Raw genomic sequence first — 23,052 nt, forward strand, 5'->3', positions numbered from 1 at the left:
GCTAATCCAGCGCGAGCAGCGTCCGCACGACCTCGGCCAGACCCGCGGCCTCGTCGTGCGCCTGGTCGTGCGTCTGCGCCTCGACCATCACCCGCACCAACGGCTCGGTGCCCGAGGGGCGCAGCAACACCCGGCCGGTGTCGCCCAGTCGCTTCTCCGCCAGCGCGACGGCCTCGGCCAGTTCGGGCGTGGTGTGCACCCGGGTGCGGTCCACCCCGGCGACGTTGACCAACATCTGCGGCAGGCGCGTCATCACCGAGGCCAACTCGTGCAGCGGCGTGCCGGTCTCCGCGACGCGCGCGAGCAGGCGCAGCGCGGTCAGCGTGCCGTCGCCCGTGGTCGCGTGGTCCAACAACACCACGTGGCCGGACTGTTCGCCGCCCAGCGACAGACCCGAGGCCTGCATCGCCTCCAGCACGTAGCGGTCGCCGACCGCGGTCTCCACCATCTTGATGCCCGCGGCCTGCATGGCCAGCTTGAGCCCCAGGTTGGACATCACGGTGGCCACCAGCGTGTTCTCCACGAGCTGTCCGCCGTCGCGCATCGCCAGCGCGAGCACCGCCAGGATCGCGTCGCCGTCGACCAGCTCGCCGCGCGCGTCCACCGCCAGGCACCGGTCCGCGTCGCCGTCGTGCGCGATGCCCGCGTCCGCGCCGTGCTCGACCACGGCCGCCCGCAGCGCGTCCATGTGCGTGGAACCGCAGTTGTCGTTGATGTTCAGGCCGTCGGGCTCCGCGTGGATCGCGATCACCTCGGCCCCGGCCCGACGCAACGCGTCCGGCGCCACCGCCGAGGAGGCGCCGTTCGCGCAGTCCACCACGACCTTGAGCCCGTCCAGGCGATGCGGCAGCGAGGACAGCAGGTGCTCGACGTAGCGCTCGTGGCCCTCGGGATGGTCCTGTACCCGGCCCACCCCGGACCCGGTCGGCCGCTCCCACGCGGTGCCCAGCAACGCCTCGATCTCGTTCTCCACGTCGTCGGGCAGCTTGTGCCCGCCCCGCGCGAAGAACTTGATCCCGTTGTCCGGCATCGCGTTGTGGCTCGCCGAGAGCATCACGCCCAGGTCCGCGCCGAGCAGCCCGGTCAGGTAGGCGATCGCCGGCGTCGGCAACACGCCGGCGCGGTACACGTCCACACCCGCGCCCGCCAGACCCGCGACCACGGCCGCCTCGAGGAACTCTCCGGAGGCCCGGGGGTCACGACCCACCACGGCGAACGGCCTGCGGCCGTGCCCTGATTGCGGAATCCCGTCCCGGCCGCGTGATCCGAGCACCCGCGCGGCCGCGACCGCCAGATCGAGCGCCAGTTCCGCGGTCAGCCGGCCATTCGCCAGGCCACGCACGCCGTCCGTACCGAAGAGTCGTCCCACAGTTGGATCTCCCGCATACATTCCGGATGTCTCGGACACTACCTCGCGACGCCACTCCCTCAGGAGTACCGCCGGAAAATGCATCAGGCCCCGGGGGCACGAACCGTGCCCCCGGGGCCTGATGACGCTGCGTACAGCCGCAGAGGGTGCTGCCGGGCTGTTTAGCGCTTGCTGTACTGAGGCGCCTTGCGCGCCTTCTTCAGACCGTACTTCTTGCGCTCCGTGGCACGCGGGTCACGGGTCAGGAAGCCGGCCTTCTTGAGCGCCGGGCGGTTCGCCTCGACGTCGGCCTCGTTCAGCGAACGGGCCACACCCAGACGCAGCGCACCGGCCTGGCCGGAGACGCCGCCACCGTGGATGCGGGCGTGCACGTCGTAGCGGTCGTCCAGCTCGAGCACCTTGAAGGGCTCGTTGACGAGCTGCTGGTGCACCTTGTTCGGGAAGTACTCCTCGAGCGTGCGCCCGTTGATCTTCCACTTGCCCGTGCCCGGAACGATCCGGACGCGCGCGACGGCTTCCTTGCGGCGGCCGGTGGCCGAACCCGCCTGCGGCTCGCTGAAGCGCGAGGCGAGCGACTCGGACGTGTAGCTCTCGAGCGGAAGACCCTCGGTCTCCTCGATCGGGGTTTCTGCAATGGTCTCGGCCACTGTTCTCCTCAAACTATTCGTTCGTCAGGCGGTGGCCGTGACTACTGCGCGACCTGGGTGATCTCGAACGGAACCGGCTGCTGCGCCGAGTGCGGGTGCTCGGAACCGCGGTACACCTTGAGCTTCGACAACATCTGCCGGCCCAGGGTGTTCTTCGGGAGCATGCCCTTGATGGCCTTCTCCACGGCCTTCTCGGGGTTCTTCTCCAGCAGCTCGTCGTAGCGGACGGCGCGGAGGCCACCCGGGTAGCCGGAGTGGCGGTACGCCATCTTCTGGCTGCGCTTGTTGCCCGACAGGTGAACCTTGTCGGCGTTCACAATGATGACGAAATCGCCGGTGTCGACGTGCGGCGCGTACACCGGCTTGTGCTTACCCCGGAGCAGGGCAGCAGCCTGGGTGGACAGACGGCCGAGCACGACATCGGTCGCGTCGATGACGTGCCACTGACGCTGGACGTCGCCGGGCTTGGGGCTGTACGTGCGCACGGTCGATAGCCTTCGCTTCTTCGTGAGTGTGTGCTTACGGATGCCGACTGGCTGTCCGGGAGATGATTCCGAACCGAATGCGGACTCCGGTGGCCGGCGGCCCGGCGTACCGACTCCACTCAAGCAAGCCAATACGCACAACGAACCGGCACAATACCGGGTCAAGGGGGTGCCGGTCAAAACGAGCAATGGGGCGATGATCTGCTCACGCCCCTCCCCAGCGTAAGCCATCCACGCGGGTGCTCCTACCGTGCCACGCCGGTCCTCACCGGATCGGCGGATAGGTACGATGCGCCGAACGATCGGGTCGTCGGCGCATGGGGAGCCGAGGCGGGTCACTCCTTGCAGGGGGCGGGTATGTCGGGGGTCGGTACACCGGGAGACGACGGGCAGCAGCCCTGGAGCGTACGCCCGGGCGGGCCCGGGTCACCGGGGCAGCCGGCGCACGCGTGGGACCAGTTTCCCTCCCAGGCACACGGCCCCCAGGGGCCACAACCACACCCCCAACCGCAGCAGCCCTTCGCCCGGCCGGCGCACGAACAGCAGGCGGGGCAACACCCGTTCGGCTCCTCCACCGGTCCCGACTGGGACGCGCTGGCGGAGCGGCGCGACGCGGCGGCCCGCCGCCGCAGGCTGCTGTTCACCGTGGGCGGCTCCGTGCTCGGCCTCGCCCTGATCGGCGGCGTGGTCGCGGCGGTCATGGCCACGTCCGGCGGCGACGACAACAAGAGCGCGGGACCTGGCGCCTCGGGCGGCCCGTCCACCTCGACCTTCGCCCCGGCCAAGCCCACCTTCCGCCCCGCGCCCACCGTCCCGCCGCCGCCCCCGGCCCAGGCCGTGCTCGCCGACCCCGCCCTGGACAACGCGCCGTTCACGGTCGAATCGCTGTTCCCCGGCTCGAAGTTCACCGTCAACGGGCGGCAGTACTCGGTGGTCGCGAGCAAGCTGGACAACACCTGTTCGGACGGCACCGACCCCAAGCTCGGCCCGGCCGCCCGCAACCAGCAGTGCACCCAGCTCATCCGGCTCGCGGTGGTCGGTCCCAACGGCATCGTCTCCACCGCCGCGGTCGCCTCGTTCCCCTCGGCCGACAAGGCCGCGGCGATCAAGAACGGCAAGGACGGCGGCGAACTGCTGCCGCTGGCCGGCCCCGGCGTCAGGGTCCTCGACGCCCAGAAGCAAAAACACGGCAAGCTGCGCAACTCCGTCGGCCGCTACGCGCTGTTCACCCTGGACTGGTACGCCGACGGCAAGGACCCGGTCGGCGACGACAAGACCATGGCCCAGGCCCAGGACGACGTGGACAAGTTCCTGTGGAACTCGCTGACCGCGCGCGGCGAGGCGAGGTCCAAGCAGATCGACGACGAGAACCGGCGCAAGGCCCTGGAACAGATCCAGGGCTGACCCGGACCGGACCCGATCCAGGGCCGACCGGGACCGGCCGGGGCCCGAGTCCCGGCCCCGCCCGCCCCGACCTCAGCCGCCGTCCCGGCGCCGACGGGTGGCCGTCACCCGGTCCGCGAGCAACGCGTCCGCCGGGTAGGCCACCTCCTCCAGGGTCAGCCCGTGCGCGGGCGCGACGTGCACGCCCGAGTCGCGCACCGCGCGCCCGAGCACCTCCAGCGGCCACTCCACCGGCTTGCGCCCGGTGCCCACCGCCAACATCGCGCCCACCAGCGAGCGCACCATGTTGTGGCAGAACGCGTCCGCCCGCACGGTCGCCACGATCACCGGCCGAAACGCGGGACCCACATCGGCCCCGGTCGGCGTCTCGCGCGCCCAGGAGAAGTCCTGGAGGCAGCGCACGGTCGTGGCCCCCTCGCGCTTGCGGCAGAACGACGCGAAGTCGTGCTCGCCCAACAACCGCTGCGCCGCCGCGTGCATCCGGGTCTCGTCCAGCGGCCGGTCGTGCCACACCACGCTGCCCCGCCGCAGCGGGTCCACCCCGCCCGGCGCGTCGCACACCCGATACGCGTAGCGCCGCCAGATCGCGCCGAACCGGGCGTCGAAGCCCTCGGGCGCCACGGTGATGTCGCGCACCCGCAGATCCCGCGGCAGCGCCCCGGTGACCCGACGCAGCGCCACGTCGCCCAACGCGGCCCACACCTCGTCGGGCACGTCGAGGTGGGCCACCTGACCCCGCGCGTGCACCCCCGCGTCCGTGCGCCCGGCCACCGTCAACTGGGCGGGCTCGGCCAGCCGCAGCACGGTGGTCAGGGCGCTCTCCAGCGTGCCCTGCACGGTGCGCAGCTCGCGCTGACGGGCCCAGCCCGCGAACTCGGTTCCGTCGTACGACAGATCGATGCGCAAGCGCACCACGTCAACCACCTCCGGGCATGGCGCGAGCCCGCCCTCCGTACGGATACGGGGGACGGGCTCGCACTGTGATTCAGAACGCGTGGAGCAAACGACGAGACCGTCAGGCCTTGTCGGCGTCCTTGCTCTCCTCGGCCTGCTCGGCCTCGGCGGCGGGCGCCTCCTCGGTCTCGACGACCTTCGTCGTCTCGACCTTGGCGGTCTCCTGCTCCTTGACCGAGCGCTTCGTGGCGGCCTCGGCCTCGCCGACCGCGGTCTGCGCCACGGTCAGCGCCTCGACCAGCTCGATGACCGCCATGGGCGCGTTGTCGCCCTTGCGGTTGCCGATCTTGGTGATGCGCGTGTAACCGCCCGGGCGGTTCTCGTACCGAGGAGCGATCTCCTCGAAGAGCGCGTGCACGACGCTCTTGTCACGAACGATCGTGAGCACCTGGCGACGGTTGTGCAGGTCGCCCTTCTTCGCCTTGGTGATCAGTCGCTCGGCGACGGGACGCAGCCGACGCGCCTTGGCCTCGGTCGTGGTGATCCGACCGTGCTCGAACAGCGCCGTCGCGAGACCGGCCAGGATCAGCCGCTCGTGGGACGGGCCGCCGCCGAGGCGCGGACCCTTGGTGGGCCTGGGCATGTTCTCTCCTAGATATTCCTGCGCCGGCCGTATCAGGTACCGGCGTCAGTCCACCCGGGCCGGTCGGCCCGGGTGGTGGCTACGCCTCGCGGCGAAGCTCAGTACTGCTCGGTCTCCGCGAAGCCGTGGTCGTCCTCGTCGCCGAAGCTGTCCGCGGCGGCGGTCGGGTCGAACCCGGGCGGGCTGTCCTTGAGGGCCAGACCCATCCCGTTGAGCTTCGCCTTGACCTCGTCGATGGACTTCGCACCGAAGTTGCGGATGTCCAGCAGGTCGGCCTCGCTGCGCGCGACCAGTTCACCCACGGTGTGGATGCCCTCGCGCTTGAGGCAGTTGTACGAGCGGACCGTGAGCTCGAGCTCCTCGATCGGCAGCGCCAGATCGGCCGCGAGCGCGGCGTCGGTCGGCGACGGGCCCATGTCGATGCCCTCGGCATCGATGTTCAGCTCGCGCGCGAGACCGAACAGCTCGACCAGCGTCTTGCCCGCGGAGGCCATCGCGTCGCGCGGACGCATGGACTGCTTGGTCTCGACGTCGACGATCAGCTTGTCGAAGTCCGTGCGCTGCTCGACACGGGTGGCCTCGACCTTGTACGTGACCTTGAGCACCGGCGAGTAGATCGAGTCGACCGGCACGCGGCCGATCTCCTGGCCCGCCTGCTTGTTCTGCACCGCGGAGACGTAGCCGCGACCGCGCTCGACGGTCAGCTCCATCTCCAGCTTGCCCTTGGCGTTCAGCGTCGCCAGGACCAGGTCGGGGTTGTGCACCTCGACACCGGCCGGCGGCGCGATGTCGCCGGCGGTGACCACACCCGGACCCTGCTTGCGCAGGTACATCACGACCGGCTCGTCGTGCTCCGAGGAGACGACGAGCTGCTTGATGTTCAGGATGAGGTCGGTGACGTCCTCCTTGACACCCGGCACGGTGGTGAACTCGTGCAGGACGCCGTCGATCCGGATGCTGGTGACGGCCGCACCCGGGATCGAGGACAGGAGCGTACGACGGAGCGAGTTGCCGAGCGTGTAGCCGAAGCCGGGCTCGAGGGGCTCGATGACGAAACGCGAACGGTATTCGTCGACGACGTCCTCGGTGAGGGTCGGCCGCTGGGCGATAAGCATGGGGATGCCTCCTGGTCATGGCGCCCGCTATTTGACGCCAGTGGAAACAAGGATACGGGCGGACCGGCACAATCCCGGTCCGCCCGATCCCGTTGAGCTCCTACTTGGAGTAGAGCTCGACGATGAGCTGCTCCTGCACCTGCGTGTCGATGACCTGACGCGCGGGGAGGGAGTGCACGAGGATGCGCATCTTGCCCGGGATGACCTCGAGCCAGGCCGGGACGGTGCGCTCGCCGGCCTCGGCACGGGCGACCACGAACGGGGTCAGCTCGACCGAGTCCTTGCGGACCTCGATGATGTCGTTGTCGGAGACCCGGAACGACGGGATGTCCGTCTTGACGCCGTTGACCACGATGTGACCGTGGCGAACGAGCTGACGGGCGTGGTCACGCGACTTGGCGAAGCCCGCGCGGTAGACCACGTTGTCCAGGCGCGACTCGAGGATGCGAAGCAGGTTCTCGCCGGTCTTGCCCTGGCGACGGTTCGCTTCCTCGTAGTAGCCCTTGAACTGCTTCTCGAGCACACCGTAGATGCGCGCGCACTTCTGCTTCTCGCGCATCTGCAGCAGGTACTCGCTGTCCTTGGTGCGGCCACGACCGTGCTCACCCGGCGGGTAGGGGCGAATCTCGATCGGGCACTTGGGGCCCTCGCACTTGCTGCCCTTGAGGAACAGCTTCATCTTCTCGCGACGGCAGCGCTTGCAGTCCGCGCCGGTGTAACGCGCCATTGTTCTTTAACTCCTAGTCAGCTGCTGGTCAGACGCGGCGGCGCTTGGGGGGGCGGCAGCCGTTGTGCGGCACGGGGGTGACGTCCTGAATGGAGCCGACCTCCAGGCCGGTGGCCTGCAGCGAACGAATGGCGGTCTCACGACCGGAACCCGGGCCCTTGACGAAAACGTCGACCTTGCGCATGCCGTGCTCCTGGGCACGACGCGCGGCGGACTCGGCGGCCATCTGCGCGGCGAAGGGAGTCGACTTGCGCGAACCCTTGAAGCCGACGTGGCCCGCGGAGGCCCACGAGATCACGTTGCCGCTGGGGTCCGTGATCGAAACGATGGTGTTGTTGAACGTGCTCTTGATGTGGGCGTGCCCGTGAGCGACGTTCTTCTTTTCCTTGCGGCGCACCTTCTTGGCGCCCGCGCGGCTCTTGGGAGGCATCTGCTGGAAACTCCTGAGGTCGTCGGTCCGCTACGAATTGAGGACCGCGTGATCCGTCGTACGCGGACTACTTCTTGCCCGGCTTCTTCTTGCCGGCGATCGCGCGGCGCGGGCCCTTGCGGGTACGCGCGTTGGTGTGGGTGCGCTGACCGCGGACCGGAAGACCGCGACGGTGACGCAGACCTTCGTAGCAACCGATCTCGACCTTGCGGCGGATGTCGGCCTGAACTTCGCGGCGGAGGTCACCCTCGACGCGGTAGTTCGACTCGATCCAGTCGCGAAGCTTGATCAGGTCGTCCTCGGCGAGATCGCGGACGCGGGTGTCGGGGTTGACACCGGTGTTCTTCAGCGTGTCCAGCGCACGAGTGCGCCCGACGCCGAAGATGTAGGTCAGAGCGACCTCGACCCGCTTCTCACGGGGGAGGTCGACGCCGACGAGGCGTGCCATATGTGTGGCTCCTGGTTTAGTCGGAGGTCTGGCCCAGCACCGGTCCGGCACACCTTCTGGAGATGTCCTCGGTCCTCGGCCTCCGGCCGAGGGTGGCGTCCCGCACGAAACGGGGGTCGGGTGCTGCGGCTCTTACGGGGTGCGTCGCGCGTCGATCGCTCGTTGTGCGAGGGGGGTGCTGCTCAGCCCTGGCGCTGCTTGTGGCGCAGGTTCTCGCAGATCACCATGACCCGGCCGTGACGGCGGATCACCTTGCACTTGTCGCAGATCTTCTTGACGCTCGGCTTGACCTTCATGATTTCTCCGGTACGTGTGACGAAGGCGTGCGGGCACGCCGCCGTCGCCGAGTCGGTTATCGGTTTGCGTCCAAGCCCCGCACACCACGCTCGGCGTGGGCAGGGCCGGGGCTCGCCTACTTGTAGCGGTAGACGATCCGGCCGCGGGTCAGGTCGTAAGGGCTCAGCTCCACGACAACCCGGTCGTCCGGAAGAATACGGATGTAGTGCATCCGCATCTTCCCACTGATGTGCGCGAGGACTTTGTGCCCGTTCTGAAGCTCCACGCGAAACATGGCGTTGGGGAGCGACTCGATGACGGTGCCCTCGATTTCGATGGCCCCTTGCTTCTTGGGCATGTCCTCCGCGCTTCGTATCTCGGGATCAGCTACCGTTACCCGGCGCACATGACGAAGCTCAAATTTTTGGCGCCCAGATGACGGGCGCGCCAAACCTGGCTACATGTGAGCCGACGAGTCAGTCTAAGGCACTCGGCCGGTGAAAGCGAAACCGGGCCCGGAACCACAGGTTCCGTTCCCGCCGGGCCCGTCGGCCTACCTCAGGAAGTAGACCAGCGCCCACACCAGCACGCCGAGTGACATCACGACCAACCAGACCTTGTTCAACGTCGCGTTGGAAACCCGCGGACGCCGCTCCTCCGCCGGACCGTAGGCACCGGCTCGTGGAGGCGCGTCGACGATCGGTCGGTACTCCGGCGGCGGCGTCGCACCCGCCGCGTCGTCTCGATCCTCGCGGCCCGGCAGATTCGCCGAGACCGCGTCGAGCTCCCCCACCGTACCGGCTCGGCGGACCGCGTCCAGGCGCGCCCGGTATTCGGACAGCGCCAGCCGACCCGACGCGAGGTGCTCACGCAGCTCGGCGGTCACGCGTTCGCGGTCCGTGGGAGTCGCGGCGGCGTTCGGGTCACGGTCCATGAGACGAGGGTAGCCCGGTCACGGCGAGGAGCGCCCGTGGCGCCAGTAGACCATCTGGATCGAACCCAGCACGGCCGCGGCCGGACCGTAGACCCACACCGGCCAGAAGTACACGACCCCGGTACCGGCCACCGCGACCAGCAGCCAGATCACCACGTTCAACGCGGTGACCGCGTTCAGCGTGGTCCACGCCGCGCGCAGGGCCCGCGCGCCGGCCGCCCACCCGTCGCTCTCCCCCCGCGCCGAAACGACCTCGCGGCGCACCTGCGGCCGGACCGGCGGCGGCGCCGGTCTCGGCGCCGGCCACGCCGCGGCCGGCGGCGACTGTGGCGTGACCGGCCGCGCCAGGGTCGCCCGGGTGCGGGCCACCTCGTAGGCCATCCGCGCGCGGATCACCTCGACGTCCGCCTCCAGGTGCTCCGGCGGCGGCAGATCGGAGATCAGCCGGGCCAGTTCCCCCAGCGTGACCGCCTCGTAGGCGGCCCCCATGCGTTCGTTGAACTCTGCGAGCGTCAACCGTCCGACGGCGTGGTGATCGCGCAGCAGCGTCACCGCCGCCTCACGGTCCACGTCGGATGCCCGCATGGTCGGAGTCCTCACCATGTCATCGACACTAGGCAGGGCGCGAAGGGTCGTACATGGTGCCAGCCCCACCATCGAGGGGGGTCTGGCATCAGGGCAGCGTCAGAACCACGGGGCCGTTCTCGGTGATCGCGATCGAGTGCTCCCAGTGCGCCGCGTACCCGCCCGCGGTGGTCTTGACCGTCCACTCGTCGGCCAGCGTGTACGTGTCCGGCTTGCCGAGGGTGACCATCGGCTCGATCGCCAGGCACACCCCGACCTCCAGGCGCGGCCCGCGGCCGCCGGGGCCGTAGTTGAGCACGTGCGGGTCCTGGTGCATCTCGGTGCCGATGCCGTGGCCGCCGTACTCCTCGACGATGCCGTACTTGGCGCCGCCCGGCAGCGGGTTGGACCGGATCGACTTCTCCACCGCGTGGCTGATGTCGGTCAGCCGACCGCCGGCCACCGCGGCCTCGATGCCCGCCCACATGGACTGCTCGCACACCCGGCTCAGTTCGAGCACCTCGGGCCGCACCGTGCCGATCGGCACGGTGATCGCCGAGTCGCCGTGCCAGCCGTCCAGGATCGCCCCGCAGTCGATCGAGATGATGTCCCCGTCGCCCAACGGCGTCTCGTCCGGGATCCCGTGCACCACCACGTCGTTGACCGACGCGCAGATCGACGCCGGGAAGCCGTGGTACCCCTTGAACGAGGGGATCGCGCCCGCGGCCCGGATCGAGCGCTCGGCGATCGCGTCCAGGTCCGCCGTGCTCACCCCCGGCTTCGCCGCCTCGCGCAGCGCCTCCAGGGTGTTCGCCACGACGGCCCCGGCACGACGCATCTTCTCGATCTGCTCGGGCGTCTTGCGTTCGATTCGCATGTGCCGCTTCCTGAACACCGGCATGGCCGTCCTCATTCGTATTCGTGTGTCGCCGAAGATGGGTCTCGGCACAAAAGCACGATGGGCGATCCGGGGTTTCCCCGGATCGCCCATGTGTGATGTCTGTCGCGGCCGACGCCGATCAGGCGCCGAACTCCCGAAGCGCGGCCATCGCGCGCTCGGTGACCTCCTTGACCGGGCCCGTCGCCTGGATCTGCAGCAGGAGGCCGCGCTCGGAGTAATAGCCGACCAAGGGTTCGGTCTGCTCCTTGTACACGTCCAGACGGTGCCGGACGGTCTCCTCGCGGTCGTCGTCGCGCTGGTACAGCTCGCTCCCGCACTCGTCGCAGATCCCGGCGACCTTCGGCGGGTCGGTCAGGATGTGGCAGACGTGCCCGTTGGCGCGGCACTGCCGACGGCCGGAGATCCGCTGGATGATCTCCGAGTCGTCGACCTTGAGTTCGAGCACGACGTCGAGTTCGGTGTCGTTCTCGGCGAGGATCTCGTCGAGCACCTTTGCCTGGGCCGTGTTGCGCGGGAACCCGTCGAGCAGGAAACCGGCGGCGACGTCCGGCTGCGCCAGGCGCTCCCGGACCATGCCTATGGTCACCTCGTCGGGTACCAGGTTGCCCGCGTCCATGTAGGTCTTCGCCTCGCGGCCGAGCGGGGTGCCCTGACTCACGTTGGCGCGGAAGATGTCACCGGTCGAGACGGCGGGAATCGACAGGTTGGCGGCGATGTACTGGGCCTGGGTTCCCTTACCCGCGCCGGGAGGCCCCACGAGAACGATACGCATTTAGCGGAGGAAGCCTTCGTAGTTGCGCTGCTGGAGCTGACTCTCGATCTGCTTCACGGTTTCCAGACCCACTCCCACGATGATCAGGATGCTCGTGCCGCCGAACGGGAAGTTCTGGTTGGCGTTGAAGAGCACGAGCGCGATGCTGGGTACCAACGCGATCATGCCCAGGTACAACGATCCGGGCCACGTGATCCTGGTGAGGATGTAGTTCAGGTATTCCGCGGTCGGTCTGCCGGCGCGGATCCCCGGAATGAAGCCACCATACTTCTTCATGTTGTCGGCTACTTCTTCGGGGTTGAACGTGATGGCCACGTAGAAGAACGCGAAGAAGACGATCAGCAGGAAGTACGTGATCATGTACAGCGGATGGTCGCCCTTGACGAAGTGGCGTTCGATCCACACCGCCCAGTCCGATTTCCCACCGCTGAACTGAGCGATGAGGGCCGGGATGTACAGCAGCGACGAGGCGAAGATGACGGGGATGATGCCCGCCTGGTTCACCTTGAGCGGGATGTAGGTCGAGGTCCCGCCGTAGGCGCGACGCCCGATCATGCGCTTGGCGTACTGCACCGGAATCCGGCGCTGCGCCTGTTCCACGAAGACCACCAGGCCGACCATCACGAGGCCGATGGCGATGACGGTGAAGAACGGTACCCAGCCGCCGCCGATGGTGCCCTGCTCCTTGATCGTCCACAGCGCGGCCGGGAAGCCGGCGGCGACCGAGACGAACATCAGGATGGACATGCCGTTGCCGATGCCGCGGTCGGTGATCAGCTCACCGAGCCACATGATCGTCGAGGTGCCGGCGGTCATCACGGCGACCATGACGATCACCCGGAAGAGCGAGTCGTCCGGAACGATGCCCTGCGGGTCGCAGGTGGCGCTGCGGGCGCTGGAGAACAGCGCGCCGCTGCGGGCGGTGGCGATCAGCGCGGTGGACTGCAGGATCGACAGAGCGATGGTCAGGTACCGGGTGTACTGGGTGATCTTCGCGGTGCCGGACTGGCCCTCCTTCTTGAGGGCCTCCAACCGCGGGATCACCACGGTCAGCAGTTGCAGGATGATGCTCGCCGTGATGTACGGCATGATCCCCAGCGCGAAGATCGTGAGTTGCAGCAGCGCGCCGCCGCTGAACATGTTCACGAGGCCGAACAGGCTGTTCCGGTTGGAGTCCTCTACGCAAGAGCGCACCATCTCGAACGAGACGCCCGGTACCGGGATATGCGACCCGATCCGGAAGAGGACGATGATCGCCAACGTGAACAGCAGCTTCTTGCGCAGGTCGGGCGTGCGGAACGCCCTGGCGAACGCGGTGAGCACACTGCCTCCTGCGCCTCGCCCGTCTTAGGGGCGAGTCGATCGAGTCGTCGGTCCGGTAGGACCACTGGTCAGGTCCCACACAGGAACCTCACGGACAATAACAGCGCCGACGGCCCGGAAGTATCGCCCCGGCCCGACGTTCCTGCGACATGACACAACACACGGCAAAAACAGAGCAAGTCATGTGTGGGGGTGGAGCAATGAACCTGCCCCCACGTCACAGCAAACCACAGGGGCGCCACCACCTTACCGGCGTGACGCCCCTGCGCTATAGCCTCCAACGACGTCAAGGCCCGTTCGGTACCGATCCGAACGGGCCATGACGGTCACACCTTGTCCCGCGTTCGGATCAGACCGACAGTTCGTCGGTCGAACCGCCCGCGGCGGCGATCTTCGTCTTCGCCGAACCGGAGAAGGCGTGCACCTTCACCTGGACGGCAACCGAGATCTCGCCGGTGCCCAGGATCTTGACGGGCAGGTTCTTGCGAACCGCGCCCTTCTCGATCAGACCCTCGACGGTGACCTCGCCACCGTTGGGGTACAGGGCCTCGATCTTGTCCAGGTTCACGACCTGGAACTCGACCCGGAACGGGTTCTTGAAGCCCTTGAGCTTGGGCAGCCGCATGTGCAGCGGCATCTGCCCACCCTCGAAGCGGGCCGGCACCTGGTAACGAGCCTTGGTGCCCTTGGTGCCACGACCGGCGGTCTTACCCTTGGAGCCCTCGCCACGACCCACGCGGGTCTTGGCGGTCTTGGCGCCCGGGGCGGGCCGCAGGTGGTGCACCTTCAGCGGGTTGTCAGCACCCATGTCAGTCGACCTCCTCGACGGTGACGAGGTGCGACACCGTCGCGATCATGCCGCGGATCTCCGGGCGGTCTTCCTTGACGACCACGTCGTGGACGCGCTTGAGACCGAGCGAACGGAGAGTGTCCCGCTGGTTCTGCCTGCCACCGATCTTGGATCGGGTCTGCGTGACCTTGAGACGTGCCATTACGCACCAACCCCCGCGCGGGCCCGCAGGAGCGCGGCCGGGGCCACGTCCTCCAGAGGCAGGCCACGACGAGCCGCGATCTCCTCGGGGCGAACGAGCCCCTGGAGCGCCGCGACGGTCGCGTGCACGATGTTGATCGGGTTCGACGAACCGAGCGACTTGCTCAGCACGTCGTGGATGCCGGCGCACTCGAGCACGGCGCGCACGGGGCCACCGGCGATGACACCGGTACCCGGCGAGGCCGGCTTCAGGAGCACGACGCCGGCAGCCTTCTCACCCTGGATCGGGTGCGGAATGGTGCCCTGGATACGGGGGACCTTGAAGAAGTGCTTCTTGGCCTCTTCAACACCCTTGGCGATCGCGGCCGGCACCTCCTTGGCCTTGCCGTAACCGACACCTACGGTGCCATCGCCATCGCCAACCACGACCAGCGCGGTGAAGCTGAAGCGACGACCACCCTTCACGACCTTGGCGACGCGATTGATCGCGACGACGCGCTCGACGTAAGCGGTCTTCTCGGCGGCTGCGCCACCATCACGTCGATCCCGCCGGTCCCGCCGCTCGCCGCCGCCGGCGCCGCCACCGCGGCGCTGGGGTCCAGCCATCAGAATGTCCTCATCTGTCGTTCGAAGCTTGTCCGGAGCAGCGGGCTCAGAAGGTGAGCCCGTTTCCGCGTGCGGCATCCGCGAGGGCGGCGATACGACCGTGGTACTTGTTACCACCGCGGTCGAACACAACGGCCTCTACACCGGCAGCCTTCGCGCGCTCGGCGACCAATTCGCCGACCTTGCGAGCCTGAGCGGTCTTGTCGCCCTCACCACCACGGATGGACGGGTCCATCGTGGAGGCCGAAGCGAGAGTGTGGCCGGCGATGTCGTCGATAACCTGCGCCACCATGTGACGGGTGGAGCGGCTCACGACGAGACGGGGCCGCAGCGGGGTGCCGGAAACCTTCTTCCGCACCCGGATGTGCCGGCGCTTGCGTGCGACAGACTTCTTCGCAACGCCCTTGCCGGTCTTCACGCCGACAGCCATGCCTACTTACCAGCCTTTCCGACCTTGCGGCGGATGACCTCGCCGGCGTACTTGACGCCCTTGGCCTTGTACGGGTCGGGCTTCCGCAGCTTGCGGATGTTCGCGGCGATTTCACCGACCTTCTGCTTGTCGATGCCTTCGACCGAGAAACGGGTCGGGGCCTCGACCACGAAGGTGATGCCCTCCGGGGCCTCGACGACGACGGGGTGGCTGAATCCGAGCGCGAACTCCAGCGAGGAGCCCTTCGCCTGGACTCGGTAACCGACACCGCTGATCTCGAGCTTCTTGATGTATCCCTGGGTCACACCAGTGATCATGTTCGCCACCAGCGTCCGGGACAGCCCGTGCAGGGCCTTCGAGCGACGCTCGTCGTCGGGACGGGTCACCGCGAGGGTGCCGTCGTCCGACTTTGCGATCTCGATCGGGGCGGCGATGGTGTGCGACAGGGAACCCTTGGGGCCCTTCACGACAACCTCGCGGCCATTGATGGTGACGTCCACACCGGTGGGAACCGGGATGGGGAGACGTCCGATGCGCGACATTGCTCTCCTTCCCTTCCCTTACCAGACGAAGGCGAGGACTTCCCCGCCCACGCCCTTCTTGGCCGCCTGCTTGTCGGTGAGGAGACCGGTCGACGTCGAGATAATCGCGACGCCGAGGCCACCGAGCACCTTCGGCAGGTTCGTGGACTTTGCGTACACCCGCAGACCGGGCTTCGACACACGGCGGACGCCGGCGATCGAGCGCTCGCGGTTCGGGCCGTACTTGAGGACGACGGTGAGCTTCTTGCCCACCTCCGCGTCCTCGACGCGCCAGCCCTGGATGTAACCCTCCTGCTGGAGGATCTCCGCGATGTGCGACTTGATCTTGCTGAACGGCATCACGACATCGTCGTGATATGCCGAGTTGGCGTTCCGCAGACGGGTCAGCATGTCTGCGATGGGGTCGGTCATGGTCATGACGGCCTCAAGGCCTTTCTCGCCGTGGTTTCCCGGCGTGCGATCCCTCGCCCCGCCGCCCTCCCGAGGGAGAGCGGCGAAGCGACGACTGCGGTGCGGGACCTACGACGTCGTTACTGTTCTCGCCCGTCCCCGCGGGACGGGCGATGTGCCGGGTCGCGTCGGCCGTCGAAACGGCCGCCGCGAACTACCAGCTGCTCTTGGTGACGCCCGGCAGCTCGCCGGCGTGGGCCATCGTGCGCAGGCACACGCGGCACAGGCCGAACTTGCGGTACACCGAGTGAGGGCGGCCACAGCGCTGGCAGCGCGTGTAGCCACGAACCTCGAACTTCGGCTTGCGGGCGGCCTTTGCGATCAGGGCCTTCTTCGCCACGTCTCAGTCTCCTTGTTGCGTTCCTCAGTCGGCGAGCCGACTGCTCACGCTTCCTTGAACGGGAAGCCGAGGAGACGCAGCAGAGCGCGGCCCTCGTCGTCGTTCTTGGCGCTGGTCACCACAGTGATGTCCATGCCGCGAACGCGGTCGATCTTGTCCTGGTCGATCTCGTGGAACATCGACTGCTCCGTGAGACCGAAGGTGTAGTTGCCGCGGCCGTCGAACTGCTTCGGCGAGAGCCCGCGGAAGTCGCGGATACGCGGCAGAGCGATCGACAGCAGACGGTCCAGGAACTCCCACATCCGGTCGCCGCGCAGTGTAACGTGCGCGCCGATCGGCTGACCCTCACGCAGCTTGAACTGCGCGATGGACTTGCGGGCCTTCGTGACCTGGGGCTTCTGGCCGGTGATGGCCATCAGGTCCTTGATCGCGCCGTCGATCAGCTTCGAGTCGCGGGCGGCGTCGCCCACACCCATGTTGACCACGATCTTGGTGACGCCCGGAACCTGCATGACGTTCTCGAACGAGAACTCCTCACGCAGCTTGCCGAGGATCTCCTCGCGGTAACGCTGCTTCAGACGCGGCAGTTCGCGCGCCTCAGTGGTGACCGTCATCAGATGTCCTCACCGGTCCGCTTGGCGTACCGGATCTTGTTGCCCTCGTCATCGAACCGGAAGCCGGTCCGCGTCGGGACCTTCTTACCGTCCTTCTCCACGACCAGCATCACGTTGCTGACGTGGATGGAGGCTTCCTGGGTGATGATGCCACCGGTCTTGGCACCCTTGGCGGACTGACCCACCTTGGTGTGCTTCTTGATCCGGTTGACGCCCTCGACCAGGACGCGCTCCTTCGGCGGGTAGGCCGCGATGACCTTGCCCTGCTTGCCCTTGTCCTTGCCCGTGATGACCTGAACCAGGTCACCCTTCTTGATCTTCATCGCCTTCGCCATGGGTTAGAGCACCTCCGGCGCGAGCGAGATGATCTTCATGAACTTCTTCTCACGAAGCTCACGGCCGACCGGACCGAAAATACGGGTGCCTCGGGGTTCGCCATCGTTCTTCAGGACAACGGCGGCGTTCTCGTCGAAGCGGATGTAGGAGCCGTCGACACGCCGGCGCTCCTTGACCGTCCGCACGACGACTGCCTTGATGACGTCGCCCTTCTTCACGTTGCCACCGGGGATCGCGTCCTTGACGGTGGCAACGATGACGTCCCCGATGCCCGCGTAGCGCCGGCCGGAGCCACCGAGCACACGGATGCAGAGAATCTCCTTCGCACCCGTGTTGTCGGCGACTCGCAGTCGCGACTCCTGCTGGATCACGTCTAACTCCTGATCGTCACGTCGCGGTCACGACCCACGGTTGGTGGGGCGACCGGCGCTCGCTACTTGGCCTTTTCGAGGATCTCGACGATGCGCCAGCGCTTGCTGGCGGACAGCGGCCGAGTCTCCATGAGGACGACACGGTCACCGACGCCACAGGCGTTCTGCTCGTCGTGAGCCTTCAGCTTGTTCGTGCGGCGGATGACCTTGCCGTACATCGGGTGCTTCACGCGGTCCTCGACGGCGACAACGACGGTCTTGTCCATCTTGTCGCTGACGACGAGGCCCTCACGGGTCTTGCGGAATCCCCGGGTTGCTTCAGTCATCTCAGTCTTCTCGCTCACGCCGCGCCTCCGGTCTCCTGCACGTCGATGCCCAGCTCGCGCTCGCGCATCAGCGTGTAGATCCGGGCGATGTCCTTACGGACAGCCTTGAGCCGCCCGTGATTCTCGAGCTGCCCGGTCGCCGCCTGGAAACGGAGGTTGAACAGCTCCTCCTTGGCTTCGCGGAGCTTGGCGACGATTTCCTCGTCACCGAGTTCGCGGAGCTCGGACGCCTTGGTAACGGCCGCCATCACGCCTCACCAGCCTCGCGCCGGACGATCCGGCACTTCATCGGCAGCTTGTGCACGGCGCGGGTAAGCGCCTCACGAGCCACCTTCTCGTTCGGGTACGACAGTTCGAACATCACCCGACCGGGCTTGACGTTCGCGACCCACCACTCGGGCGAGCCCTTACCGGAACCCATGCGGGTCTCGGCAGGCTTCTTGGTCAGCGGACGGTCGGGGTAGATGTTGATCCACACCTTGCCACCACGGCGGATGTGCCGGGTGATGGCAATACGAGCGGACTCGATCTGACGGTTGGTGACGTACGCCTGGCCGAGGGCCTGGATGCCGTACTCGCCGAACGCCAGTTCCGTACCGCCCTTGGCGCGGCCACCACGCTTGGGGTGGTGCTGCTTGCGGTGCTTGACCCTGCGGGGGATCAGCATCGGGGTCAGGCCTCCGATCCGGATTCGGGCGCCGAGTTCACAGCCTCGGCCGCCGGCGCGGAGCCGGTGTCCGAGGAACCGGTGGCCTGCGCGTCGTTCTGCTGCGGACGTCCGCCGCGGCCACCACGGCCGCCGCGCTCGCCGCCACGACCGCCGCCGCCACCCTCGCCACGACGGGGACGCTCGGGAGCGCCGCCGCGGGCGGGACGGTTGCTGGCGCGGGCCGCGGCGTTCTCGGCGCGAACCTCGGCGATGTTCTTGACGTCGCCCTTGTAGATCCACACCTTCACACCGATGCGACCGAACGTCGTACGGGCCTCGAAGAAGCCGTAGTCGACGTTGGCGCGCAGCGTGTGCAGCGGCACGCGACCCTCGCGGTAGAACTCCGAGCGGGACATTTCAGCCCCACCCAGACGACCACCGCACTGGATCTTGATGCCCTTGGCCCCGGCCTTCATGGAGCTCTGCATCGCCTTGCGCATCGCGCGGCGGAAGGACACGCGGCTCGAGAGCTGCTCGGCCACACCCTGCGCCACAAGCTGAGCGTCGACCTCGGGGTTCTTGACCTCGAGGATGTTCAGCTGAACCTGCTTGCCGGTGAGCTTCTCGAGCTCACCGCGGATGCGGTCGGCCTCCGCACCACGACGGCCGATGACGATGCCCGGCCGGGCGGTGTGGATGTCGACGCGGACGCGCTCACGGGTGCGCTCGATCTCTACCTTCGAGATCCCGGCGCGCTCCATGCCCTTCGTCATCATCTGACGAATCTTGACGTCCTCGCCGACGTAGTCCTTGTACAGCTTGTCGGCGTACCACCGGGACTTGAAGTCCGTGGTGATGCCGAGACGGAACCCGTGCGGGTTAACCTTCTGGCCCACTAGCGGGTCCTCTCCTTCTCGGCGACAACCACGGTGATGTGGCTGGTGCGCTTGCGGATGCGGTACGCCCGGCCCTGTGCCCGCGGACGGAAACGCTTGAGGGTCGGACCCTCGTCCACGTAGGCGGCGGACACGTACAGGATGTTCGTGTCCAAGTTGTGGTTGTGACCGGCGTTGGCAATGGCGCTGTCCAGCACCTTGCCGACCGGCTCACTCGCGGCCTGCGGAGCGAATCGCAGGACCGCCTGGGCCTCCGCGGCGTTCATGCCACGGATGAGGTCCACCACACGGCGGGCCTTCATGGGCGTGACGCGGATGTACCGCGCCTGAGCCCTGGCTTCCATCGACGTCCCCTTGCTCATCTCGATATCCATGCGATTCGCCGCGTCAGCGACGACGCGACTTCCGGTCGTCCTTCTCGTGACCGCGGAAGGTCCGAGTCGGCGCGAACTCGCCGAGCTTGTGGCCGACCATCGACTCGGTCACGAACACCGGGACGTGCTTACGGCCGTCGTGCACCGCGATCGTGTGGCCCAGCATCGCCGGGACGATCATCGAGCGGCGGGACCAGGTCTTGATGACGTTCTTGGTTCCCTTGTCGTTCTGTACGTCCACCTTCTTGATCAGGTGGCCGTCGACGAAGGGTCCCTTCTTGAGACTGCGCGGCATCGAGACTGCTCCTAGCGCTTCTTGTTCGTCTTGCGGCGGCGGATGATGAGCTTGTCGCTGGCCTTCTTCGGCCGGCGAGTACGACCCTCGGGCTTACCCCAGGGGCTCACCGGGTGGCGACCACCGGAGGTCTTACCCTCACCACCACCGTGCGGGTGGTCGATGGGGTTCATCGCCACACCGCGGACGGTCGGGCGCTTGCCCTTCCAGCGCATGCGACCGGCCTTGCCCCAGTTGATGTTCGACTGCTCGGCATTGCCGATCTCGCCGACCGTCGCCCGGCAACGCACGTCCACCAGGCGAATTTCGCCCGAGGGCATGCGGAGGGTCGCGTGAGCGCCCTCCTTCGCCAGCAGCTGCACGCTGACACCCGCGGAACGGGCGATCTTCGCGCCGCCACCGGGCCGAAGCTCGATGGCGTGGATAACCGTACCGACCGGGATGTTCCGGAGCGGCATGTTGTTGCCCGGCTTGATGTCGGCGCCCGGACCGTTCTCGATCCGGTCGCCCTGCTTCAGCTTGTTCGGGCACAGGATGTAGCGCTTCTCGCCGTCCGCGTAGTGCAGAAGAGCGATGCGCGCGGTGCGGTTCGGGTCGTACTCGATGTGAGCGACCTTCGCCGGAACGCCGTCCTTGTCGTTGCGCCGGAAGTCGATCAGTCGGTACGCGCGCTTGTGGCCGCCACCCTGGTGGCGAGCAGTCACACGGCCGTGGTTGTTACGACCACCCTTGCTGTGCAGAGGGCGGACCAGCGACTTCTCCGGCTCGGACCGCGTGATCTCGACGAAGTCGGCGACGCTGGCGCCACGACGGCCCGGCGTCGTCGGCTTGTACTTGCGGATGCCCATGGCTTCTCTTAGTCCTCGTCCGTATCAGCGGCCGTCAGCCGACGGGTCCACCGAAGATGTCGATCCGCTCGCCCTCTGCAAGGGTGACGATCGCGCGCTTCGTGTCCTTGCGCTTGCCGAAACCGGTCTTGGTGCGCTTGCGCTTACCGACGCGGTTGATCGTGTTGACGCTCTCGACCTTGACCCCGAAGACCGCGATGACGGCCTGCTTGATCTGGGTCTTGTTGGCGTCGGGGTGCACGATGAACGTGTACTTGTTCTCGTCGATGAGCCCGTAGCTCTTCTCCGAGATCACCGGCTTCAGCAGCACATCGCGCGGGTCGGTGTAGGTCTTGCTGGTGACCTTCGTCGTGCTCTCGACGGTGTCGGTGCTCACGCGTGGCTCCCTTCGAGCTCGTCGGAGCTCGCGACCGCCGAGGCGGCCTGCGCCGGTCCGGCGATGAAGCGCTCCAGAGCGGCCTTCGTGAAGACCACGTCGTCGGAGACGAGCACGTCGTAGGTGTTCAGCTGCCCGACCTCGAGCAAGTGCACCTGCGGAAGGTTGCGGGCGCTCAGCCAGGCAGTGGTGTCGGACTTCTCGACGACCAGGAGCACGTTCTTGCGCTCACTGATCTTGCCGAGCAGCGTCTTCGCCGCCTTGACCGACGGCTTGTCGCCCTCGATCAGCGCGGAAACGCAGTGGATGCGCTCGTGACGCGCCCGGTCGGAGAGGGCACCGCGCAGGGCGGACGCCTTCATCTTCTTCGGGGTCCGCTGCTCGTAGTCGCGCGGCACGGGACCGTGCACGACGCCACCACCGGCGAACTGCGGCGCGCGGGTCGAGCCCTGACGGGCGCGACCGGTGCCCTTCTGGCGGTACGGCTTGCGCCCACCGCCGCGGACCTCGCCACGAGTCTTGGTCTTGTGCGTGCCCTGACGAGCCGCGGCGAGCTGGGCCACGACGACCTGGTGGATCGTCGGGATGCTCACCTGGACGTCGAAGATCCCCGCGGGGAGCTCGATCGTCCCGGACTTCTCGCCGGCGGGCGAAAGAACGTCAATGCTGGTCATGAAATTCACACACCCTTCGCAGCAGTGCGCACCAGCACCAGGCCGCCGTTGGGGCCGGGGACCGCGCCCTTGATCAGGAGCAGGCCCTTCTCGGCGTCTACGGCGTGCACGGTCAGGTTCTGGGTGGAGACGCGCTCGTTACCCATGCGGCCTGCCATGCGCACGCCCTTGAACACACGACCCGGGGTGGCGCAGCCACCGATCGAGCCGGGCGAGCGGTGCTTGCGCTGCGTACCGTGCGAGCTGCCGAGACCCTTGAAGCCGTGTCGCTTCATGACACCGGCCGTGCCCTTGCCCTTCGAGGTGCCCATGACGTCGACCTTCTGGCCGGCCTCGAACACCTCGGCGGTGATCTCCTGCGCCAGCGTGTACTCGCCGGCGTCGGAGGTACGGAGCTCGACCAGGTGGCGACGCGGGGTCACCCCGGCCTTGGCGAAGTGGCCGGCGAGCGGCTTGTTCACCTTGCGCGGGTCGATCGCGCCGAACGCGATCTGGACGGCGGAGTAGCCGTCGACCTCGGCGTTGCGGACCTGGGTCACGACGCAGGGCCCGGCCTCGACCACAGTCACTGGAACGACGCGGTTGTTCTCGTCCCAGACCTGGGTCATGCCGAGCTTCTTGCCCAGAATGCCCTTCATCTGCTTCGTCATCGTCGGTGCGTCCTCAGAGCTTGATCTCGATGTCGACGCCGGCCGGCAGGTCGAGACGCATAAGCGAGTCGACCGTCTTCGGCGTGGGGTCGAGGATGTCGATGAGCCGCTTGTGAGTGCGCATCTCGAAGTGCTCGCGCGAGTCCTTGTACTTGTGCGGCGAGCGGATGACGCAGTACACGTTCTTCTCGGTCGGCAGCGGCACCGGTCCCGCAACCTGCGCACCAGTACGCGTCACCGTCTCGACGATCTTCTTCGCCGAACTGTCGATGACCTCGTGGTCGTAGGCCTTGAGCCTGATGCGGATCTTCTGTCCCGCCATGGCTGCTTCGAATTCCTTCTCTCGTACCGC

At 67.6% G+C, this 23,052-nt stretch carries 38 protein-coding genes; 1 reads left to right on the plus strand and 37 read right to left on the minus strand.

Annotated features, from left to right (window positions below):
- Window position 1 precedes the first annotated feature (1 nt).
- The 3 genes from glmM to rplM all read right to left on the minus strand — a co-directional run bounded on the left by glmM (window position 2) and on the right by rplM (window position 2,501).
- Window positions 2-1,369, minus strand: coding sequence for a phosphoglucosamine mutase (gene glmM, locus ACWCPW_RS13430; protein WP_449761697.1), 1,368 nt, complete (start codon window positions 1,367-1,369; stop codon window positions 2-4).
- Between the two features lie 161 nt (window positions 1,370-1,530).
- The gene (rpsI, locus tag ACWCPW_RS13435; RefSeq protein ID WP_020549204.1) at window positions 1,531-2,016 is read right to left on the minus strand and encodes a 30S ribosomal protein S9; all 486 of its coding nucleotides are present in this window, start codon (window positions 2,014-2,016) and stop codon (window positions 1,531-1,533) included.
- A gap of 41 nt (window positions 2,017-2,057) precedes the next feature.
- Window positions 2,058-2,501 carry a 50S ribosomal protein L13 gene (gene rplM, locus ACWCPW_RS13440; RefSeq protein ID WP_020549205.1) on the minus strand — a complete coding sequence of 148 codons (444 nt, stop codon included), beginning with the start codon at window positions 2,499-2,501 and terminating at the stop codon, window positions 2,058-2,060.
- Window positions 2,502-2,858: 357 nt separating this feature from the next.
- Here rplM and ACWCPW_RS13445 point away from each other — a divergent pair, with 357 nt between their 5' ends.
- Window positions 2,859-3,905, plus strand: coding sequence for a hypothetical protein (locus ACWCPW_RS13445; protein ID WP_449761698.1), 1,047 nt, complete (start codon window positions 2,859-2,861; stop codon window positions 3,903-3,905).
- Window positions 3,906-3,977: 72 nt separating this feature from the next.
- On the opposite strand, the gene truA is transcribed toward ACWCPW_RS13445, so the two are convergent.
- From truA to rpsJ, 34 genes are all read right to left on the minus strand, one after another.
- Complete coding sequence (gene truA, locus ACWCPW_RS13450; RefSeq protein WP_449761699.1) at window positions 3,978-4,820, minus strand: tRNA pseudouridine(38-40) synthase TruA; 843 nt, start codon at window positions 4,818-4,820, stop codon at window positions 3,978-3,980.
- 100 nt (window positions 4,821-4,920) lie between these two features.
- The gene (gene rplQ / locus ACWCPW_RS13455; RefSeq protein ID WP_406298194.1) at window positions 4,921-5,442 is read right to left on the minus strand and encodes a 50S ribosomal protein L17; all 522 of its coding nucleotides are present in this window, start codon (window positions 5,440-5,442) and stop codon (window positions 4,921-4,923) included.
- 98 nt (window positions 5,443-5,540) lie between these two features.
- On the minus strand, window positions 5,541-6,557 hold the full coding sequence (locus ACWCPW_RS13460; RefSeq protein WP_020549209.1) for a DNA-directed RNA polymerase subunit alpha: 1,017 nt from the start codon (window positions 6,555-6,557) through the stop codon (window positions 5,541-5,543).
- A 100-nt stretch (window positions 6,558-6,657) separates the two neighbouring features.
- Window positions 6,658-7,284 carry a 30S ribosomal protein S4 gene (gene rpsD, locus ACWCPW_RS13465; RefSeq protein WP_020549210.1) on the minus strand — a complete coding sequence of 209 codons (627 nt, stop codon included), beginning with the start codon at window positions 7,282-7,284 and terminating at the stop codon, window positions 6,658-6,660.
- Window positions 7,285-7,312: 28 nt separating this feature from the next.
- The gene (rpsK, locus tag ACWCPW_RS13470) at window positions 7,313-7,714 is read right to left on the minus strand and encodes a 30S ribosomal protein S11 (RefSeq protein ID WP_020549211.1); all 402 of its coding nucleotides are present in this window, start codon (window positions 7,712-7,714) and stop codon (window positions 7,313-7,315) included.
- Between the two features lie 67 nt (window positions 7,715-7,781).
- Window positions 7,782-8,162 carry a 30S ribosomal protein S13 gene (gene rpsM, locus ACWCPW_RS13475; RefSeq protein ID WP_020549212.1) on the minus strand — a complete coding sequence of 127 codons (381 nt, stop codon included), beginning with the start codon at window positions 8,160-8,162 and terminating at the stop codon, window positions 7,782-7,784.
- 182 nt (window positions 8,163-8,344) lie between these two features.
- Window positions 8,345-8,458 carry a 50S ribosomal protein L36 gene (gene rpmJ, locus ACWCPW_RS13480; protein ID WP_009740505.1) on the minus strand — a complete coding sequence of 38 codons (114 nt, stop codon included), beginning with the start codon at window positions 8,456-8,458 and terminating at the stop codon, window positions 8,345-8,347.
- A 116-nt stretch (window positions 8,459-8,574) separates the two neighbouring features.
- Window positions 8,575-8,796, minus strand: a complete 222-nt coding sequence (gene infA, locus ACWCPW_RS13485) for a translation initiation factor IF-1 (RefSeq protein ID WP_018382544.1) — start codon at window positions 8,794-8,796, stop codon at window positions 8,575-8,577.
- A 195-nt stretch (window positions 8,797-8,991) separates the two neighbouring features.
- Entirely contained in the window at window positions 8,992-9,372 is a 381-nt protein-coding gene (locus tag ACWCPW_RS13490) for a DUF1707 SHOCT-like domain-containing protein (RefSeq protein WP_449761700.1), read from the minus strand.
- 18 nt (window positions 9,373-9,390) lie between these two features.
- Window positions 9,391-9,975 carry a DUF1707 SHOCT-like domain-containing protein gene (locus ACWCPW_RS13495; protein WP_449761701.1) on the minus strand — a complete coding sequence of 195 codons (585 nt, stop codon included), beginning with the start codon at window positions 9,973-9,975 and terminating at the stop codon, window positions 9,391-9,393.
- A 70-nt stretch (window positions 9,976-10,045) separates the two neighbouring features.
- Window positions 10,046-10,813: a type I methionyl aminopeptidase gene (gene map / locus ACWCPW_RS13500; protein WP_449761702.1), complete on the minus strand. Its 768-nt coding sequence runs from the start codon at window positions 10,811-10,813 to the stop codon at window positions 10,046-10,048.
- 142 nt (window positions 10,814-10,955) lie between these two features.
- On the minus strand, window positions 10,956-11,609 hold the full coding sequence (locus ACWCPW_RS13505; protein WP_449761703.1) for an adenylate kinase: 654 nt from the start codon (window positions 11,607-11,609) through the stop codon (window positions 10,956-10,958).
- On the minus strand, window positions 11,610-12,932 hold the full coding sequence (secY, locus tag ACWCPW_RS13510; RefSeq protein WP_020549217.1) for a preprotein translocase subunit SecY: 1,323 nt from the start codon (window positions 12,930-12,932) through the stop codon (window positions 11,610-11,612).
- A gap of 349 nt (window positions 12,933-13,281) precedes the next feature.
- Window positions 13,282-13,740: a 50S ribosomal protein L15 gene (rplO, locus tag ACWCPW_RS13515; protein WP_395871687.1), complete on the minus strand. Its 459-nt coding sequence runs from the start codon at window positions 13,738-13,740 to the stop codon at window positions 13,282-13,284.
- A 1-nt stretch (window position 13,741) separates the two neighbouring features.
- The gene (gene rpmD, locus ACWCPW_RS13520) at window positions 13,742-13,924 is read right to left on the minus strand and encodes a 50S ribosomal protein L30 (RefSeq protein WP_020549219.1); all 183 of its coding nucleotides are present in this window, start codon (window positions 13,922-13,924) and stop codon (window positions 13,742-13,744) included.
- Complete coding sequence (rpsE, locus tag ACWCPW_RS13525; RefSeq protein WP_020549220.1) at window positions 13,924-14,529, minus strand: 30S ribosomal protein S5; 606 nt, start codon at window positions 14,527-14,529, stop codon at window positions 13,924-13,926. The genes rpmD and rpsE overlap by 1 nt, the downstream gene beginning before the upstream one ends.
- A gap of 46 nt (window positions 14,530-14,575) precedes the next feature.
- Window positions 14,576-14,959 (minus strand): 50S ribosomal protein L18, encoded by a 384-nt coding sequence (gene rplR, locus ACWCPW_RS13530; RefSeq protein ID WP_020549221.1) that lies wholly within the window; start codon window positions 14,957-14,959, stop codon window positions 14,576-14,578.
- A 2-nt stretch (window positions 14,960-14,961) separates the two neighbouring features.
- A complete protein-coding gene (gene rplF, locus ACWCPW_RS13535; RefSeq protein WP_020549222.1) occupies window positions 14,962-15,501 on the minus strand; it encodes a 50S ribosomal protein L6 in 540 nt (179 codons plus the stop codon).
- A gap of 18 nt (window positions 15,502-15,519) precedes the next feature.
- Window positions 15,520-15,918, minus strand: a complete 399-nt coding sequence (gene rpsH / locus ACWCPW_RS13540) for a 30S ribosomal protein S8 (RefSeq protein WP_020549223.1) — start codon at window positions 15,916-15,918, stop codon at window positions 15,520-15,522.
- 187 nt (window positions 15,919-16,105) lie between these two features.
- On the minus strand, window positions 16,106-16,291 hold the full coding sequence (locus ACWCPW_RS13545) for a type Z 30S ribosomal protein S14 (protein ID WP_020549224.1): 186 nt from the start codon (window positions 16,289-16,291) through the stop codon (window positions 16,106-16,108).
- Window positions 16,292-16,335: 44 nt separating this feature from the next.
- Window positions 16,336-16,905: a 50S ribosomal protein L5 gene (rplE, locus tag ACWCPW_RS13550; protein ID WP_020549225.1), complete on the minus strand. Its 570-nt coding sequence runs from the start codon at window positions 16,903-16,905 to the stop codon at window positions 16,336-16,338.
- Window positions 16,905-17,228 (minus strand): 50S ribosomal protein L24, encoded by a 324-nt coding sequence (rplX, locus tag ACWCPW_RS13555; protein WP_026217943.1) that lies wholly within the window; start codon window positions 17,226-17,228, stop codon window positions 16,905-16,907. Before rplX ends, rplE begins: the two co-directional genes overlap by 1 nt.
- A 15-nt stretch (window positions 17,229-17,243) precedes the next feature.
- Complete coding sequence (rplN, locus tag ACWCPW_RS13560; protein WP_078975728.1) at window positions 17,244-17,612, minus strand: 50S ribosomal protein L14; 369 nt, start codon at window positions 17,610-17,612, stop codon at window positions 17,244-17,246.
- A 62-nt stretch (window positions 17,613-17,674) separates the two neighbouring features.
- Window positions 17,675-17,956, minus strand: coding sequence for a 30S ribosomal protein S17 (gene rpsQ, locus ACWCPW_RS13565; protein WP_355532996.1), 282 nt, complete (start codon window positions 17,954-17,956; stop codon window positions 17,675-17,677).
- On the minus strand, window positions 17,953-18,186 hold the full coding sequence (gene rpmC, locus ACWCPW_RS13570; RefSeq protein ID WP_020549229.1) for a 50S ribosomal protein L29: 234 nt from the start codon (window positions 18,184-18,186) through the stop codon (window positions 17,953-17,955). Before rpmC ends, rpsQ begins: the two co-directional genes overlap by 4 nt.
- The gene (gene rplP / locus ACWCPW_RS13575; RefSeq protein WP_020549230.1) at window positions 18,186-18,605 is read right to left on the minus strand and encodes a 50S ribosomal protein L16; all 420 of its coding nucleotides are present in this window, start codon (window positions 18,603-18,605) and stop codon (window positions 18,186-18,188) included. Before rplP ends, rpmC begins: the two co-directional genes overlap by 1 nt.
- 5 nt (window positions 18,606-18,610) lie before the next feature.
- Window positions 18,611-19,483 (minus strand): 30S ribosomal protein S3, encoded by an 873-nt coding sequence (gene rpsC, locus ACWCPW_RS13580; protein WP_078975729.1) that lies wholly within the window; start codon window positions 19,481-19,483, stop codon window positions 18,611-18,613.
- Entirely contained in the window at window positions 19,483-19,827 is a 345-nt protein-coding gene (rplV, locus tag ACWCPW_RS13585) for a 50S ribosomal protein L22 (protein WP_026217944.1), read from the minus strand. Before rplV ends, rpsC begins: the two co-directional genes overlap by 1 nt.
- Before the next feature lie 43 nt (window positions 19,828-19,870).
- A complete protein-coding gene (rpsS, locus tag ACWCPW_RS13590) occupies window positions 19,871-20,152 on the minus strand; it encodes a 30S ribosomal protein S19 (protein WP_020549233.1) in 282 nt (93 codons plus the stop codon).
- A gap of 11 nt (window positions 20,153-20,163) precedes the next feature.
- Window positions 20,164-21,000, minus strand: a complete 837-nt coding sequence (rplB, locus tag ACWCPW_RS13595; RefSeq protein ID WP_020549234.1) for a 50S ribosomal protein L2 — start codon at window positions 20,998-21,000, stop codon at window positions 20,164-20,166.
- Between the two features lie 34 nt (window positions 21,001-21,034).
- Window positions 21,035-21,376, minus strand: a complete 342-nt coding sequence (gene rplW / locus ACWCPW_RS13600) for a 50S ribosomal protein L23 (RefSeq protein ID WP_020549235.1) — start codon at window positions 21,374-21,376, stop codon at window positions 21,035-21,037.
- Window positions 21,373-22,050, minus strand: a complete 678-nt coding sequence (rplD, locus tag ACWCPW_RS13605) for a 50S ribosomal protein L4 (RefSeq protein ID WP_449761704.1) — start codon at window positions 22,048-22,050, stop codon at window positions 21,373-21,375. The genes rplW and rplD overlap by 4 nt, the downstream gene beginning before the upstream one ends.
- Before the next feature lie 5 nt (window positions 22,051-22,055).
- Window positions 22,056-22,700, minus strand: coding sequence for a 50S ribosomal protein L3 (gene rplC, locus ACWCPW_RS13610; protein ID WP_391585394.1), 645 nt, complete (start codon window positions 22,698-22,700; stop codon window positions 22,056-22,058).
- 13 nt (window positions 22,701-22,713) lie between these two features.
- Complete coding sequence (gene rpsJ, locus ACWCPW_RS13615) at window positions 22,714-23,022, minus strand: 30S ribosomal protein S10 (RefSeq protein WP_020549238.1); 309 nt, start codon at window positions 23,020-23,022, stop codon at window positions 22,714-22,716.
- Window positions 23,023-23,052 lie beyond the last annotated feature (30 nt).

This window comes from Embleya sp. NPDC001921 (assembly GCF_053594475.1).